This is a genomic window from Pseudoalteromonas sp. GW168-MNA-CIBAN-0100 (assembly GCF_040309225.1).
Classification (GTDB): Bacteria; Pseudomonadota; Gammaproteobacteria; order Enterobacterales; family Alteromonadaceae; genus Pseudoalteromonas; species Pseudoalteromonas arctica.
In genome coordinates this window covers 81,225-96,451 of sequence record NZ_JBEOOL010000008.1, presented here as the reverse complement: position 1 = coordinate 96,451, position 15,227 = coordinate 81,225, and the positions used below count along the sequence as shown (strand labels likewise).

Here is a 15,227-nt window from a genome sequence, read left to right as displayed (position 1 = left end):
GCAGCCGTCACTGTAACAAATTTAGGATTTAAAATGAGCGAACAAGATAAAAACGTAAAACTTTCTGATAACGAACGTTTGAAAAGAGAAAGTAACTTTTTACGTGGCACCATAGAAAAAGATTTAACAGACGAAATTACCGGTGGCTTTACAGCCGATAACTTTCAGCTAATTCGTTTTCATGGCATGTATCAGCAAGATGACCGCGATATACGTGGTGAGCGCGCTAAGCAAAAGCTAGAGCCGCTACATAATGTAATGTTACGTGCACGTATGCCTGGCGGTATTATTAAGCCAGAGCAGTGGTTAGCAATCGACAAGTTTGCAGATGACAAAACAAGCTACGGCAGTATTCGTTTAACTACGCGTCAAACATTTCAGTTTCATGGAGTGTTAAAGCCAAATATTAAAGGCATGCACCAAATGCTTGATAGCGTAGGTATAGACTCTATTGCTACAGCAGGTGACGTTAACCGTAATGTACTTTGTACTACTAACCCCGTTGAGTCTGAGTTACATCAAGAAGCTTACGATTGGGCTGCAAAAATTTCTGAACACTTATTACCAAAAACGAAAGCGTATGCCGAAATTTGGTTAAATGGCGAAAAAGCAGAAACCACAGAAGAGCCAATTTTAGGATCTAACTACTTACCGCGTAAGTTTAAAACCACGGTGACTATTCCACCTAACAACGAAGTTGATGTGCACGCTAACGATTTAAACTTTGTGGCAATTGCTGATAACGGCAAGCTAGTTGGTTTTAACGTATTAGTGGGCGGTGGCCTTGCCATGACGCACGGCGATACAGCAACGTATCCGCGTAAGGCTGATGACTTTGGCTTTATCGCGCTAGAAGATACCTTAAAAATTGCAGAGCATGTTGTATCTGTGCAGCGCGATTGGGGTAATCGTTCAAACCGTAAAAATGCAAAAACTAAATACACATTAGACCGTGTAGGTGTTGATGTATTTAAAGCAGAAGTAGAAAAACGCTCAGGCGTTACGTTTGCACCAAGCCGTCCGTTTGAGTTTACTCATCGTGGCGACCGCATTGGTTGGGTTGAAGGCATTGATGGTAAGCACCACTTAACGCTATTTATTCAAAGTGGTCGTATTTTAGACTATCCAGGCAAGCCGCTTAAAACAGGTTGTCGTAAAATCGCAGAAGTTCACCAAGGTGACATGCGTATGACGGCAAACCAAAACTTAATTATTGCTGGCGTACCTGCAGATCAAAAAGCCGTGATTGAAGAGATTGCACGTAGCCATGGCCTGATTGATGACACAGATTCGCAGCAGCGTAAAAATTCTATGGCGTGTGTTTCACTGCCAACGTGCCCACTTGCAATGGCCGAAGCAGAGCGTTACTTACCAAGCCTAGTAGAAAAAACTGAAGCATTACTTGCTAAGCACGGTATACCCGATGACAGCATTATTATGCGCGTTGTAGGTTGCCCGAACGGCTGTGGCCGCGCAATGCTTGCAGAAGCTGGTTTAGTGGGTAAAGGCCCAGGTAAATACAACGTTTACTTAGGTGGTAATTTAGAAGGTACACGTATTCCTAAATTGTACCTTGAGAACGTAGGCGAAGACGTTTACCTAGAAGCATTCGATAAGCTCATTGGCCAATGGGCAAGCGAGCGCAATGACGGTGAGTGTTTTGGTGACTTTGTTATACGCAAAGGCATTGTTGCTGAAGTAAAAGTATCGGTAACCGATTTTCACGCTTAATTAAATACCAGCGCTTTGGCGCTAGTGAGGTTTGGAATTTACCATGAGTGAATTTAAAAACATTTTACAGCTAGATAAACAAAGCCAGGCGGCTATGTTAGCTGATGCTAATGGTTTACTAGCGAATATGAGCGCAGAACAGCGTGTTGCATGGGCGCTTGATAACTTGCCTAATACGGCTTTTTTATCATCTAGCTTTGGTATTCAAGCGGCAGTAATGCTGCATTTAATGACCTCACAACGTCCAGATATTCCCGTTGTATTAACCGATACAGGCTATTTGTTTCCTGAAACGTATCAGTTTATTGAGCAAATGAGTGAGCGTTTATCACTTAACTTAAAGGTGTATAGAGCGCCGCTTAGCCCAGCATGGCAAGAGGCTAAATTCGGTAAACTATGGGAGAAAGGCGAAGACGGCATTAAGCAATATAATCAGCTTAATAAAGTAGAGCCGATGACCCGCGCGTTAAAAGAAATAGAAGCGGGCACGTGGTTTAGTGGTCTGCGCCGCGATCAATCATCTACACGTGCTGATAAGCAATTTGTAGAAATTAGCCGTGGTACCGTCAAAGTGTACCCGATTATTGAATGGTCTAACCGCGACGTGTATCAGTATCTTACTAAGCACGATTTACCTTACCACCCATTATGGGAGCAAGGTTATGTGTCTATGGGAGACGTACATACAACACGTAAGTTAGAACCAGGAATGACTGAGGAAGAAACTCGCTTTTTTGGTTTAAACCGAGAATGTGGACTACACATGGATGGTGACGGTATTTAACGCGACTACGGTGTAGTTAAATTGCAAATAAAAACGCAGCTTCTGCTGTAATGCCGATCATTTAAGAATTAGTTAATAGCACTTGAACGATCTTCTAGGTATGTAAGAATCCGAATTCTTTTGTAGAATTCGGATTTTTTTATGCAACTTTCTAATGCTCTCGATATTATTAACAACATCAAACCTAATGACGTTGAAACACTCGCAGATTTACTCCCTTTATCTCTTATCGAAGAAGCCTATGCACTGACCGAAACCGTTACACTACGAAAAAGAAAACTAACCCTAGAATCGATGGCTTGGTTGTTGATCGGGATGGTTATTTATAATGACAAATCGATGGCCGATGTCGTTAATATGCTCGACATTGTTGACCGCGATGGTAAGCCATTTGTTGCGCCAAGTGCTTTAACTCAGCGTCGTAAAAACCTAGGTGAAGCCGCCATGAAAGCCTTATTTGAATGCACCCAAAGGCATTGGAATAATGGCGCTAATCATCCTCATTGGAATGGGCTTACCTTGCTTGGTGTCGATGGTGTTGTTTGGCGTACGGATGACTCACCCCAAAACAATGAAGCCTTTACAAAACCGACCAATACACAATACCCACAGGTCAGAATGGTGTGTCAAATGGAGCTAAGCAGCCACCTAATCACGGGGAGTGCTTTTGATGATTACAAGGTCAATGAAATGGTGCTGGCTGAAAAGCTTATAGAAACCACACCCGATAACAGTCTCACTTTATTCGGCAAAGGTTTCTATTCTTTAGGGCTTTTACATAAATGGCAAACAACTGGCAGTGAACGCCATTGGCTAATCCCCCTGAAAAAAAATGTGCAATATGAAGTTATTCAAACATTAGGGCGTAATGATAAATTAGTCCAACTTAGCAGCAACCCAAGAGCAAGAAAGATGTGGCCAACGCTGCCTAACACCTTAATCGCGAGGTTAGTGACTCGAAAAATAAAGGGGAAGTCATATAGTGTGATGACATCTATGACAGATCCGATGCGATATCTGTCAGCCGATATAGGCGATTTGTACAGTCACCGCTGGGAGATAGAGCTTGGTTATCGGGAACAAAAGCAATATATGCTGGGCAATCGATTAACATTAAGAAGTCGCTTACCAGCGCTTGTAAAGCAAGAGCTGTGGGGAGTGTTGCTTACTTATAATATGGTGCGATATCAGATGGTAAAAATGTGCCACACATTAAAAGGTGATTATTTACCGTACCAACTGAGTTTCAATGGTAGTTTAGCTCAAATAATGAGGTTGCTTGTTGGATTACCTTATTCAACACCTGGAGCCATACCACGTCAATTAAAATACTTTTATGCGATGGCAGAAAGCCTAATTCTAGAGCCTCGAAGGGAACGAGGTTTTCCTCGTGCAGTCAAGCCAAGACCACAGCGGTACGCTAGAAATAAAAAAGCCGCTCACCTTAAGTGAACGGCATTACAGCTTCTGCTGCGTTTTTATTTTTTTATTAGGGTACAAAAAATTGCCTAATTAAGTATTTTTTATTAGACTCAGGGCAATAAAGGATTAATTAAAGCAGGAACGCTATGAAATACTTTACCTACTTAGCTATATCAATCATGGCTATTGCAGTTATCTCTTTGTTTTATTTAAAAAAGCCCGATGGTCAAACATGGCTTTCTGCATCATCAATTAGCAGTGAATCTCAACAAATTAAAGAAAAAATGGTTGCGCTATCTAGCAATACTTTGGACCAAGCAGTGCAGGGCTTTAAGCAAGCAGGCGATAAAATTGCGAGCAGTATTTCTGATGAACCAATCCCTGAAAGTACTACCTCAAGTAGCAAAATTTTTAAGTGGCAAGATGAAACAGGCCAATGGCACTTTTCTGATACACCTAACCCGCATGCAAAAAGTATTGAAGTAAAACTCGACCCTAAAGATATTACTGTTATTGCTGCAGAAGACACGTCTATTTTAAATACCACTCCAAGTAAAAATACAATGTCGGCTGCACCAGAGGGGATCAGTATTTTGAACCCAGACTCGGTTAAAAAGTTATTTAATGACGCCGAAAATGTAAAAGACAAACTAGAAAAACGTAATAAAGAAATTAATAATTTAAGTGCACTCTAATTATTTAGAGTGAGTGCTTTTATGGTTTTTTAAATAACGTTTTTCGGCTTCCATCAATAATACGGTTAAATATATTTTAGTGGGAAGCGACAGCAGTACACCTACAGCAATGCATGCCGCCGCTATAATTATTCCTTTAATACCATGCTCGACAGTAAAGTAACTCGACACAATTAAAGTGTGGCCAGTCACGATAAGGCACAACCCAAGCACTATTGATGTTTTAAGCAGCCTAATTATCATTGTTTGCGACATAGTTACCTCACTAATAGTCGCTATAGTGTAGGCACGCTTTAAATGCTTAGCATTGATTTAAGACAACAAACAGCACACATAAAAAAGCCCAGCTTATTACTAAGCTGGGCTTTTAAATGTATTAACTACTGTCTTTGTTAGTCGAGCATATTACGCAGTACATATTGTAAAATACCGCCGTGTTTGTAGTAATCCCACTCTTTAGGGGTATCAATACGTACGTCAGCACTCAAGGTTACTTTTTTACCTTCGGCATTTGTAGCAATAACGGTTACTTCATCGGTTTTATCGTACAGGCCATCAATATCAAATTGTTCTTGCCCTGTTAACCCATGAGACTCGTAGCTTTCACCTTCTTTAAATTGCAGCGGTAATACACCCATACCAATTAAGTTAGAGCGATGAATTCGCTCATAGCTTTGTGCTACAACCGCTTTAACGCCTAGTAAAAGTGAGCCTTTGGCCGCCCAGTCACGAGATGAACCCGTACCGTACTCTTTACCCGCTAAAATAATGAGTGGCGTATTATTTTTTTGATACTCCATTGCTGCATCATAAATACTCTCTAGCGTATCGCCAGGCTGAGTACGTGTTACGCCGCCTTCAGTACCTGGTGCTAGTAAGTTTTTAAGACGAACATTAGCAAACGTGCCACGCATCATTACTTCGTGATTACCACGGCGTGAACCGTACGAGTTAAACTGCGCTTTATCTACGCCATTTTCTTGCAAGTATAAACCTGCTGGTGCATCTGCTTTAATAGCGCCCGCAGGAGAAATATGGTCAGTGGTTACTGAATCCCCAAGCTTAGCTAAACAACGTGCACCTTCGATAGTAGGAATACCCGGTGGTTCTACTTTCATACCATCAAAAAATGGTGCTTTTTTAATGTAGGTAGATGCGTCATCCCAATCGTAAAGTTTGCCATCTGGTATTTTAATTTGCTGCCAACGGCTATCGCCTTCGTAAACGTTAGCGTAGCTTTTTTCGAACATTTCTTTAGTTACTGTTTCTTTAACTAGGTCACTTACTTCTTTAACGCTCGGCCAAATATTTTTAAGGTAAATATCGTTACCGTTAGCATCTTGAGCCAGGGGTTCGTTGTATACGTCAATATCGGTTCTGCCCGCAATGGCGTAAGCAACAACAAGCGGAGGGGATGCTAAAAAGTTCATTTTAACATCTTGGTGAATACGACCTTCAAAGTTACGGTTACCCGATAAAATAGAGCTAACCACTAATTTATGCTTTTGAATCGCATCTGATATTTCAGTCGCTAGTGGGCCTGAGTTACCAATACAGGTAGTACAACCATAGCCAACTAAGTTAAAGCCTAAGCTTTCTAAGTCGTCCATTAAGCCGGCTTTTTCTAGGTAGTCGGTAACTACTTTAGAACCTGGAGCAAGTGATGTTTTAACCCAAGGTTTTACATTAATTCCTAACTGTTTTGCTTTTTTAGCAACCAAACCAGCAGCTAAAATTACACTTGGGTTAGAAGTATTAGTACAGCTGGTAATCGCGGCAATAACGCAAGCACCATCGTTTAGCTCAAACTCTTGTCCTTTAAATTTAACTTTAGCGGCGCCCATAAACTGCGCTTCATTAACTGGTTCATCTGGGTTTGTTGTTGGACCTTCGCCTTCGATACGAGCTTGTTCTTCATCGCTATTATCACGACGAGCCATACGTTCATCTTGAAAGTTTTTTAAATGCTGGCTAATCACTTCACCAGCCTTGTTTAGGGAAATTCTATCCTGTGGTCGTTTAGGGCCTGCAAGGCTTGGTACAACATCACCCAATTTAAGCTCGAGTGTATCGGTATAGCTAGCTTCGTCGCCATCGTTACGCCATAAACCTTGGTGTTTTGCGTAATCCTCAATGAGTTTTAGCTGCTTTTCGTCGCGGTTTGTTAAGCGAAGGTAGTTAATGGTTTCATCATCAATCGGGAAAATACCACACGTAGCGCCGTATTCTGGTGCCATATTCGCTATGGTTGCTCTATCGGCAAGTGGTAAGTCGGCAAGGCCGTCACCATAAAACTCTACAAATTTACCCACTACGCCATGGTTACGCAGTATCTCTGTTACTGTTAATACTAAATCGGTTGCGGTCGTGCCTTCAGGTAAGCGGCCGCTTAGCTTCATACCCACTACTTGTGGGATCAGTAAACTAATTGGTTGACCCAACATAGCTGCTTCGGCTTCAATGCCGCCTACACCCCAACCAAGTACACCTAAGCCATTTATCATGGTTGTGTGAGAGTCGGTACCTACGAGAGTGTCTGGGTAAGCGAATTTTTTGCCATCGCGCTCTTCATTAAAAACAACGCGTGCTAAGTATTCTAAATTCACTTGGTGAACAATACCGGTTGCTGGTGGCACTACTTTTAAATTATCAAAAGCGGTTTGTCCCCAGCGTAAAAATTCGTAACGTTCTTTATTTCGGTCGTATTCTAGTTTTGCATTTAAATCAAAAGCACCATCGTTACCATAACCATCTACTTGTACCGAGTGATCAATGACAAGCTCAGCAGGTGATAACGGGTTTATTTTTGCGGGATCTCCACCTAGTTTTTCCATTGCGTCACGCATCGCGGCTAAATCAACAATAGCGGGTACGCCGGTAAAATCTTGCATAACAACACGGGCGGGAGTAAAGGCAACTTCAGATGCAGGCTTTGCTTGAGGGTCCCAATTAAGGAGAGCTTGAATATCTTGTTCTTTTATATTTGCGCCATCTTCGTTACGAAGAAGGTTTTCAAGTAATACTTTTAAGGAAAAGGGCAATCGTTTCGCTTTGTCGCCAAGTCCTTTTAGAGAATGAATATGATATTGCTCACCATTTATTGTGAGCTGATGTTGGGTATCGAAACTATTATTCATTATTTGCCCCTTTATGAATTAGAAAAATATTTTGAAGAGTGACCTCTGTAGTGTTCGAGTTGCAAAGTACATACCAGTGTAAAAAATCGTGTTTAGAGAATGAATTTTGTACAGTTAATATAGTAGAGATGATGCTGAAAAGTTTAATTTCAAGAGATGATTTGAAAGAGGTAGGGTCAAAAGTTATTTCGACCCTTATTAATTATTGTAACCAACCTTGTTGCTTACCTTTAATACTCAAACAAAGTAAAGCAATGGCAATAATGATTACAAAAATAGGCATAAATACAGCACTTGCGCCAAGTAGCTCAATACTGTTTATGACCACAAAATTATAATATTGCTGAATTAAAATAGCGCCGAGCGATAGCGCAAAAGTAGGTGTTGCCAGCGCGTTTTTAGCAAGTAAAAACAGACAACCAAAAGTGCTTCCAAATACAGCTATAGCAAATGCAATGGTTGACCAAATAGGAATGTTAGAGTAGGCAGTTTGTTGATCTAGTGGAAGTTTACCTATCATTTCGGGTGTCATCATCATGTGCATAGCAAATGCAATAACGCCAAGTAAGTTCCATATTAGTGCCGCCCATACAACTGGCTTAAACCAATTTTTAGGTGTTTTAACAGACATTTTATAACCTTGTTTTTATTATTATTAACTAGGTTATTAAAGAGTAAAAAGGCCAACTATACAAGTTGACCTTTTTATATAAAAAGAGGGCTTTTAAATGCTTAACCAAATGAAATAGGACGACGACCTGTTTTATCATCTACTTTTGGTTTTTTAGTTCGCTTGCGCTTACTTTTAGCTGGCTGATTTGTTGGTTGTGGTGCAGCTTGCTTTGACTCTGCCTGAGTTTGTACCGCAGGTTTTTCTGCAGGGGTTGCATCTTCACTTAGCGCAAGTTTAAAAAATTCGCCATCAAATTCTAATACATCGCCACTGTATAATTTTTTCCGCTTTATTGTACAAATTTCATGGTTAACACCCACATAGCCTTCGGTAATTAGGTTTTTAGCTTGGCCGCCACCTTCAACTAAGTTTAGTACTTTTAATAATTTACAAAGCTCAATCGGCTCTTCTTCTAATTCTATTTCTATGTATTCTTCGTTCATATTTGCTCTCGGTGGGGTAACGCACAAGCTGTAGTATAAAGGCTTGCAGCTACTTTTGCACCAAAGCAAGTGACTTTCGTTAATTGTAATACGTAAATAGTTATGAAATTTTTTATGTATTTTATCTGTCTTTAAAAAAACTGAAGCAATTGAAGAGTAACCTTTGCAGCAGTTAATTTTACGTATGGCCTGCTAATTGCTAAAACTTTGGCGGATTAAATAGTTTTCATTAAATGGAGTAGGAAATGGGCGTAAGATTAGCAATGAAAAAAGAGCTAATGGGATTAGACAATTCAGGTATGTTAACTGCTGACGATGTTAGAGAGCACCTTGCTAATTCTGTAAAAAAGCAAGCTGATCAAGATGAACGCGGTTTTTCTGTAATTTCAAAGTTCAATGATACCCATAGCCGTTTAGTTAGTGGTGATGCCACGAGAAAAACAAAACTCGAGTTTGAACGACATCGTTTATTTAAAGAAGTTTTATATACTCGAAAAAGTGTTGATGCTTGGTTAGATAGCCAAACAAATTAAATTGCTATAAATAGTTACCTTTAATAGACTACAAGCGTAATCAAAAGGGGTAACTATGAAAAATGGAATTTTAATGTGTGTGTTGGCATTACCATTAGCTGCGTGCCAACAACCTACCGTGTATGTATTTAGTGAAAACTTGCAAGATGAACAGAGCAATCAGCTCGATGCTGCGCTAAAAGCACAATCGCTCCCTTATGAATATGTACCGCTGGCAATCCCATCAGAGTTTGGTGAGGCTACATTACTCTTATCAAGTGACAAAATTTACCCAAAAGAGACTGAGCAGTTAGCTACTATTATGCAGGGGCTAGGTTACGAGCCACAAGTTAACTATACAACGCGTTCAAATCATTTTTATGGTGATGGCAATATAGGCTTTTATCTAAAAAATGCAGTGGCGGGTACAACCTTTGTTATGCCTAAAAAGTTACGAACAACTCAATGCAGCGAAGACAAGTACAATGATTTACTCGTCACATTTACAGATAAATATGCTGACTTTACCTTACCCAGTGGCGCTGTTGTAAGGTTAGGTTGGGAGTTTTTATACGGTTACGTTGTCATTTATTACAAAAATTATTCGCAAACATACAGTCACTCACAACCACTTATAAATACGCCCTTTGGCGCCAAACCATCTGATACTTACAGGTTTACAGCTCACGTTAATAACCCCAGCTGGCTTGATTGCTCACTACAAATTATTTATATGGACTGAACTAACCGTGAGTTTCTATATGCTCGCTTAGTTTGGCAATGCGCAGACTCATACCTTCTATAATTCGGTCTTTAATTTTTTCGCGGATAACATTAGGTAAGCGGGTGAGTGCTTCAGGGGTAATAGCGAGGACTATACTGTCGGTTTTAGCGCGAGCACTAGTACTACGCTCTCGGTTATTTATAAAGGCACCTTCACCTATAAATTCACCGGGCTCTATAGTGCCAAGTTCTAGCAAATGATTATGTTTAAATACTAATAACGCGCCGCTAAGTACAATGTACAAACGTTTGTCGTTATCGTATTGCTTAAATAAAAATTGATGCTGGCTTACTAAATACAACAGGCCGAACGACTCTAATAAGACTTGGCGCTCGCTGAGCGTAAATTCTTTAAAAAAGTGCAGCCTGTTTATAATTTCCATTTGTTTAAACAAAGGAATATGTTCGATTAGCTTCATCAATAACCAAATGTGTTAAAAGCGTTTAATCAGCTAATATTGCGCTCTTTTAATTTTCGGGTCAACGTGTTGCGTCCCCAACCAATTTTTATAGCAGCATCTTGCTTATGACCAGAACAATTAGCCAGTGCGGTTTTAATTAAGCGAGTTTCTAGCTGGGCTTGAATGTCAGGCCAAATATTTTCTTTGCCTTGTTTAAGCTCTTGATTAAGCCATTGCTGAAACGCATCTAGCCAATCACCTTCTTCCTGGGTTGGCGAAGCATCCAGAATCTCTGGAGGTAAGTCTTGCTCGCTTACAAGCTCACCCGGTGCCATTACAGTAAGCCAGCGACAGGTGTTTTCTAATTGGCGTACATTGCCTGGCCAATTAAATAAGCGTAATTGCTCAGTTGCCTTAGGGCTCAGCACTTTGCTTTCTACTTGTAGCTCTTTAGCGCTTTTATGTAAAAAGTGTTGCGATAAGCTTTCTATATCTTCAGTACGCTCTCGAAGAGCAGGTAAACGTAGGCGCACAACATTAAGACGATGGAATAAATCATCCCTAAACTTGCCCTGTTTAACTAAATCTTCAAGGTTTTGGTGCGTAGCCGCAATAATACGCACATCTACTTTTATACTTTGATGGCCACCAACGCGATAAAACTCACCATCGGCAAGAACGCGTAATAAACGTGTTTGTACATCAAGTGGCATATCACCAATTTCATCTAAAAATAGTGTGCCGCCATTGGCTTGCTCAAAGCGGCCTTTACGCACGCTGTCGGCGCCCGTAAATGCGCCTTTTTCGTGGCCAAATAACTCTGACTCAACAAGCTCTTTTGGAATGGCTGCCATGTTAAGTGCAATAAATTGATTTTCTTTACGTGGGCTATGATTGTGCAGCGCACTGGCGACAAGTTCTTTACCTGTTCCAGATTCGCCATTTATTAATACGCTCATGCTAGAGGCCGATAGTTTACCTATCGCTCTAAACACTTCTTGCATTGCGGGCGCTTCACCAATTATGTGGGCACTTTTTGGTGGAGCTTGCTTGCGTTTAGTTTTTTTAGTGGAGTTTGCTCTGCATGCGCTTTCGACTAGCGCCACTGCTTCGTTTAAATCAAACGGCTTAGCGAGGTATTCAAAAGCACCTTTTTGGAATGCATTTACAGCTGAGTCTAAATCTGAGTGCGCAGTCATTATAATAACCGGCAGCCCAGGGTTTTGCTCTGCAATAAGTTCAAGCAACGCCATACCATCCATACCAGGCATTCGTACGTCAGAAACTAAAACAGTAGGTTGGCTAAACTTTAGGGCGCTTAGTACATCTTGCGCATTAGCAAAGCTCTCTGTGTTAAACCCTGCACGGGTTAGTGCTTTTTCAAGTACAAATCGAATAGAAGCATCATCATCTACAAGCCAAACTGTTTTCATGCAAACTCCAAACATTAATCTGCAAAGGGCAGATAGATATTAAATTCAGTATGTCCAGGCCAGCTATCACATTCTATATAGCCATCATGTTGATCTATCAGTGTTTGCGCTATTGAGAGTCCTAACCCAGAGCCACCTTCTTTATTGGTGATCATAGGGTAGAACAGTGTTTCGCGTACACTGGGATCAATACCTGGTCCGTTATCAGATATTTGGATCAACAAGGCTTTTTTAGGTGCTTTACCTGGGCGACGATGCTGATGATTAATGCGGGTTTTTATTGTTATTTCACCGCCATCTACAAGCGCCTGTTGGGCATTTCGAACAATGTTTAATACCACTTGCTGAATTTTGCCTTGATCAATGTATACATCAGGAATACTTGGGTCGTAATCTTTAACTAAGCTAATGTTAGAACAATTATCTAACGTACTTAGCCTTGCAACTGATTCAAGTGATTGATGTATATTGCCATACGATTTTTGCGGAAGTTGATTGGGTCCCAAAAGCCTATCTACTAGTTCGCGTAATCGGTCGGCTTGCTCAATGATGAGCTCAGCACATTGATCTCTTTCTTGTTGATCAACCTCATACTGCAATAACTGCGCCGCTCCGCGAATTCCACCTAAAGGATTTTTAATTTCGTGAGCTAAGCCTCTAATTAGGTTTCGGGCAGCTTGATATTGATGCATTTGATTAGACGCTTGGTCGTGCTTAATTTCGTCATCGGTTTGGCGCCACTCAAATAAAATATAAAGCGAGCCATTAAACTTAATTTGTCGTGTACTTACGGCTACTTTTGCATGGCGAGAATCGCTAAAAACCACGTCAGCTCTATGCTGCTGGCAATCTACGCCTTCAACTAATGAGTATTGTTCTATACGCTGTAAATCGATTGAATGGTAGTTAAAAAGGCTATCAAACGGTTGTTCTAACAAGCGCTTATTACCAAGGCCAAGCAGCTCGCTGGTACTGGTGTTGGCATATACAACGGTGAAGTTTTTATCAAGTAGCATGATAGCGGTTGTTTGATTTTGCCAAATGGCATCGAGTAGCTCAGGGCTAAAGTTTTTATTATTAATCATAGCTGCACCATTTTAGTGCGTGGATGTTTGCAAGCAAGTTATATGGTTAAATACACTGCTGCACGTTTAGTAATGCCCCAATTTAGTTACCTAGGTTTAGCCCTTTTCGGTGCATAAAAAATATGCAGGGTTCGCTTGTAGCAATAACTTGGTTTTTACTATTAAAAAGCTTTAATTGTAGTGTGTGCTGACCACGTTCTACATCTCTAATTGCAAAGGTTGAGCTGTCACTGGCTGGGCCGTGTGCTTTACCATCAATAAAAAGTTGTATAGTAAAACCCGTTTCAAAGCGTGGTTTTATTCGGCTAGTTACATAAACAGTGCCGGTATTTTCACGAATAGTCTGGTTATGATCAGGTGAGGAAATAGCAATACTAAAGGCCGCTTGTTGAGGCTGAGGTTGCTCGTCAAAAATGTCAGTATTTGTTGCAGGCATATTAAGATCTTGGCTGGTGAGTTTTACCTCTTGGGCCCCTTTATGAGGGGTGTCTGAGAACACTAATACGCCATTTTTATCTTTCCAAGCGTATATTTTTGTTTCACCGGCATAACCATAATTACTTAATCCTAAAGTAATTAATAGTAATAAAATCTTGTTATTCACTCTGCAGCCCTGCATTTTTATCGGTAACTTAACTTTAGTGGAGATTGACTAATTTTACCATTAAAAAAGCCCGCAAAGCGGGCTTGAGAACACACATATTTTTTACAGCTTAATTAACAGCTGTAGTACATTTCAAACTCAACTGGATGAGTTGTCATGTTAAGCTTTTCAACTTCTTTAGACTTAAGTTCGATGTAAGCATCGATTAAGTCATCAGTGAATACGCCACCTTGAGTTAAGAATTCACGGTCTGCGCTAAGTGCAGATAGTGCTTCGTCAAGTGATGCTGCAACAGTTGGAATTTCTGCTGCTTCTTCAGCTGGTAAGTCGTATAAATCTTTATCCATAGCATCGCCAGGATGGATCTTGTTTTTGATACCATCAAGGCCAGCCATAAGCATTGCTGAGAAAGCAAGGTATGGGTTAGCAGTTGGATCCGGGAAGCGTACTTCAATACGACGACCTTTTTCAGATGGAACCACTGGGATACGGATTGATGCAGAACGGTTACGTGCAGAGTATGCAAGCATAACTGGTGCTTCAAAACCTGGTACTAAACGTTTGTACGAGTTAGTAGACGCATTTGCAAAAGCGTTAATTGCTTTAGCATGCTTGATGATGCCGCCAATGTAGTAAAGTGCATCTTCAGAAAGACCGCCGTACTTATCACCAGCAAAAAGGTTTACACCATCTTTAGCAAGTGACTGGTGACAATGCATACCAGAACCGTTATCACCAACAACTGGCTTAGGCATAAACGTTGCTGTTTTACCGTATAAGTGAGCCATGTTATGGATAACATATTTCATTTCTTGAATTTCATCCGCTTTTAATACCATTGTATTAAAGCGAGTAGCGATTTCGTTTTGACCTGCTGTTGCTACTTCGTGGTGATGTGCTTCTACTACTTGGCCCATTTCTTCTAGAACTAGACACGTAGCTGAACGCCAATCTTGGAAGTCATCAACTGGAGCAACTGGGAAGTAACCGCCTTTAACACCTGGACGATGACCAGTGTTGCCATCTGCATATTCTTTATCTGAGTTCCAAGCAGCTTGCTTAGAATCAATTTTGTACATAGAACCAGACATATCTGATTTGTATTTAACATCGTCAAATACGAAAAATTCTGGCTCAGGGCCAAATAAAACAGTGTCTGCAATGCCTGTAGAACGCATGTAATCTTCAGCACGCTTAGCAACAGAACGCGGGTCGCGCTCATAGCCTTGTAGTGTAGAAGGCTCTACTACGTCACAACGTAAAATTAATGTCGCTTCTTCAGTGAAAGGGTCTAGTTTGATTGACTCAGGAACTGGCATTAATACCATGTCTGATTCGTTTATGCCTTTCCAGCCTGCAATTGAAGAACCGTCGAACATTTTACCGTCTTCGAAAAAATCTTCATCAACTTGGTGATGAGGAATCGATACATGTTGCTCTTTACCCTTAGTGTCAGTAAAGCGTAAATCAATGAACTTGACGTCATTTTCTTTAATAAAATCTAAAACCGATTGTGACATGTGT

The 15,227-nt window shown here is 40.7% G+C and carries 15 protein-coding genes; 6 read left to right on the top strand and 9 right to left on the bottom strand.

What is annotated here, in order from left to right:
- Positions 1-33 precede the first annotated feature (33 nt).
- From cysI to AAEY62_RS06760, 4 genes are all read left to right on the top strand, one after another.
- The gene (cysI, locus tag AAEY62_RS06775) at positions 34-1,731 is read left to right on the top strand and encodes an assimilatory sulfite reductase (NADPH) hemoprotein subunit (RefSeq protein ID WP_024589523.1); all 1,698 of its coding nucleotides are present in this window, start codon (positions 34-36) and stop codon (positions 1,729-1,731) included.
- Positions 1,732-1,774: 43 nt separating this feature from the next.
- Positions 1,775-2,515: a phosphoadenylyl-sulfate reductase gene (locus AAEY62_RS06770; RefSeq protein ID WP_024589524.1), complete on the top strand. Its 741-nt coding sequence runs from the start codon at positions 1,775-1,777 to the stop codon at positions 2,513-2,515.
- A 141-nt stretch (positions 2,516-2,656) separates the two neighbouring features.
- Positions 2,657-3,967: an IS4 family transposase gene (locus AAEY62_RS06765; protein WP_024589525.1), complete on the top strand. Its 1,311-nt coding sequence runs from the start codon at positions 2,657-2,659 to the stop codon at positions 3,965-3,967.
- Between the two features lie 116 nt (positions 3,968-4,083).
- On the top strand, positions 4,084-4,632 hold the full coding sequence (locus tag AAEY62_RS06760; RefSeq protein WP_024589526.1) for a DUF4124 domain-containing protein: 549 nt from the start codon (positions 4,084-4,086) through the stop codon (positions 4,630-4,632).
- Here the strand turns inward: AAEY62_RS06760 and AAEY62_RS06755 are convergent, their stop codons facing one another.
- From AAEY62_RS06755 to AAEY62_RS06740, 4 genes are all read right to left on the bottom strand, one after another.
- Complete coding sequence (locus AAEY62_RS06755; protein WP_024589527.1) at positions 4,633-4,887, bottom strand: hypothetical protein; 255 nt, start codon at positions 4,885-4,887, stop codon at positions 4,633-4,635.
- A gap of 137 nt (positions 4,888-5,024) precedes the next feature.
- Positions 5,025-7,769: an aconitate hydratase AcnA gene (acnA, locus tag AAEY62_RS06750; RefSeq protein WP_024589528.1), complete on the bottom strand. Its 2,745-nt coding sequence runs from the start codon at positions 7,767-7,769 to the stop codon at positions 5,025-5,027.
- 202 nt (positions 7,770-7,971) lie between these two features.
- Positions 7,972-8,400: a hypothetical protein gene (locus tag AAEY62_RS06745; protein ID WP_024589529.1), complete on the bottom strand. Its 429-nt coding sequence runs from the start codon at positions 8,398-8,400 to the stop codon at positions 7,972-7,974.
- 101 nt (positions 8,401-8,501) lie between these two features.
- The gene (locus AAEY62_RS06740) at positions 8,502-8,885 is read right to left on the bottom strand and encodes an RNA-binding S4 domain-containing protein (protein WP_010554787.1); all 384 of its coding nucleotides are present in this window, start codon (positions 8,883-8,885) and stop codon (positions 8,502-8,504) included.
- A 245-nt stretch (positions 8,886-9,130) separates the two neighbouring features.
- Between AAEY62_RS06740 and AAEY62_RS06735 the strand changes: the two genes are divergently transcribed.
- The gene (locus AAEY62_RS06735) at positions 9,131-9,418 is read left to right on the top strand and encodes a hypothetical protein (protein ID WP_007582180.1); all 288 of its coding nucleotides are present in this window, start codon (positions 9,131-9,133) and stop codon (positions 9,416-9,418) included.
- Positions 9,419-9,473: 55 nt separating this feature from the next.
- Positions 9,474-10,139, top strand: coding sequence for a hypothetical protein (locus AAEY62_RS06730; protein ID WP_024589530.1), 666 nt, complete (start codon positions 9,474-9,476; stop codon positions 10,137-10,139).
- A 1-nt stretch (position 10,140) separates the two neighbouring features.
- Here the strand turns inward: AAEY62_RS06730 and AAEY62_RS06725 are convergent, their stop codons facing one another.
- From AAEY62_RS06725 to glnA, 5 genes are all read right to left on the bottom strand, one after another.
- Entirely contained in the window at positions 10,141-10,599 is a 459-nt protein-coding gene (locus AAEY62_RS06725) for a cyclic nucleotide-binding domain-containing protein (protein WP_010554789.1), read from the bottom strand.
- Positions 10,600-10,628: 29 nt separating this feature from the next.
- Positions 10,629-12,014, bottom strand: a complete 1,386-nt coding sequence (gene ntrC / locus AAEY62_RS06720; protein WP_007582175.1) for a nitrogen regulation protein NR(I) — start codon at positions 12,012-12,014, stop codon at positions 10,629-10,631.
- Positions 12,015-12,028: 14 nt separating this feature from the next.
- A complete protein-coding gene (glnL, locus tag AAEY62_RS06715; RefSeq protein WP_007582173.1) occupies positions 12,029-13,099 on the bottom strand; it encodes a nitrogen regulation protein NR(II) in 1,071 nt (356 codons plus the stop codon).
- An 82-nt stretch (positions 13,100-13,181) separates the two neighbouring features.
- Entirely contained in the window at positions 13,182-13,703 is a 522-nt protein-coding gene (locus tag AAEY62_RS06710) for a DUF4124 domain-containing protein (RefSeq protein ID WP_024589531.1), read from the bottom strand.
- Positions 13,704-13,816: 113 nt separating this feature from the next.
- The gene (glnA, locus tag AAEY62_RS06705; RefSeq protein WP_010554792.1) at positions 13,817-15,223 is read right to left on the bottom strand and encodes a glutamate--ammonia ligase; all 1,407 of its coding nucleotides are present in this window, start codon (positions 15,221-15,223) and stop codon (positions 13,817-13,819) included.
- Positions 15,224-15,227 lie beyond the last annotated feature (4 nt).

Coding starts and splice junctions, on each gene's coding strand:
- cysI (WP_024589523.1), top strand. CDS start 34: ATGAGCGAACAAGATAAAAACGTAAAACTTTCTGATAACGAACGTTTG.
- AAEY62_RS06770 (WP_024589524.1), top strand. CDS start 1,775: ATGAGTGAATTTAAAAACATTTTACAGCTAGATAAACAAAGCCAGGCG.
- AAEY62_RS06765 (WP_024589525.1), top strand. CDS start 2,657: ATGCAACTTTCTAATGCTCTCGATATTATTAACAACATCAAACCTAAT.
- AAEY62_RS06760 (WP_024589526.1), top strand. CDS start 4,084: ATGAAATACTTTACCTACTTAGCTATATCAATCATGGCTATTGCAGTT.
- AAEY62_RS06755 (WP_024589527.1), bottom strand. CDS start 4,887: ATGTCGCAAACAATGATAATTAGGCTGCTTAAAACATCAATAGTGCTT.
- acnA (WP_024589528.1), bottom strand. CDS start 7,769: ATGAATAATAGTTTCGATACCCAACATCAGCTCACAATAAATGGTGAG.
- AAEY62_RS06745 (WP_024589529.1), bottom strand. CDS start 8,400: ATGTCTGTTAAAACACCTAAAAATTGGTTTAAGCCAGTTGTATGGGCG.
- AAEY62_RS06740 (WP_010554787.1), bottom strand. CDS start 8,885: ATGAACGAAGAATACATAGAAATAGAATTAGAAGAAGAGCCGATTGAG.
- AAEY62_RS06735 (WP_007582180.1), top strand. CDS start 9,131: ATGGGCGTAAGATTAGCAATGAAAAAAGAGCTAATGGGATTAGACAAT.
- AAEY62_RS06730 (WP_024589530.1), top strand. CDS start 9,474: ATGAAAAATGGAATTTTAATGTGTGTGTTGGCATTACCATTAGCTGCG.
- AAEY62_RS06725 (WP_010554789.1), bottom strand. CDS start 10,599: ATGAAGCTAATCGAACATATTCCTTTGTTTAAACAAATGGAAATTATA.
- ntrC (WP_007582175.1), bottom strand. CDS start 12,014: ATGAAAACAGTTTGGCTTGTAGATGATGATGCTTCTATTCGATTTGTA.
- glnL (WP_007582173.1), bottom strand. CDS start 13,099: ATGATTAATAATAAAAACTTTAGCCCTGAGCTACTCGATGCCATTTGG.
- glnA (WP_010554792.1), bottom strand. CDS start 15,223: ATGTCACAATCGGTTTTAGATTTTATTAAAGAAAATGACGTCAAGTTC.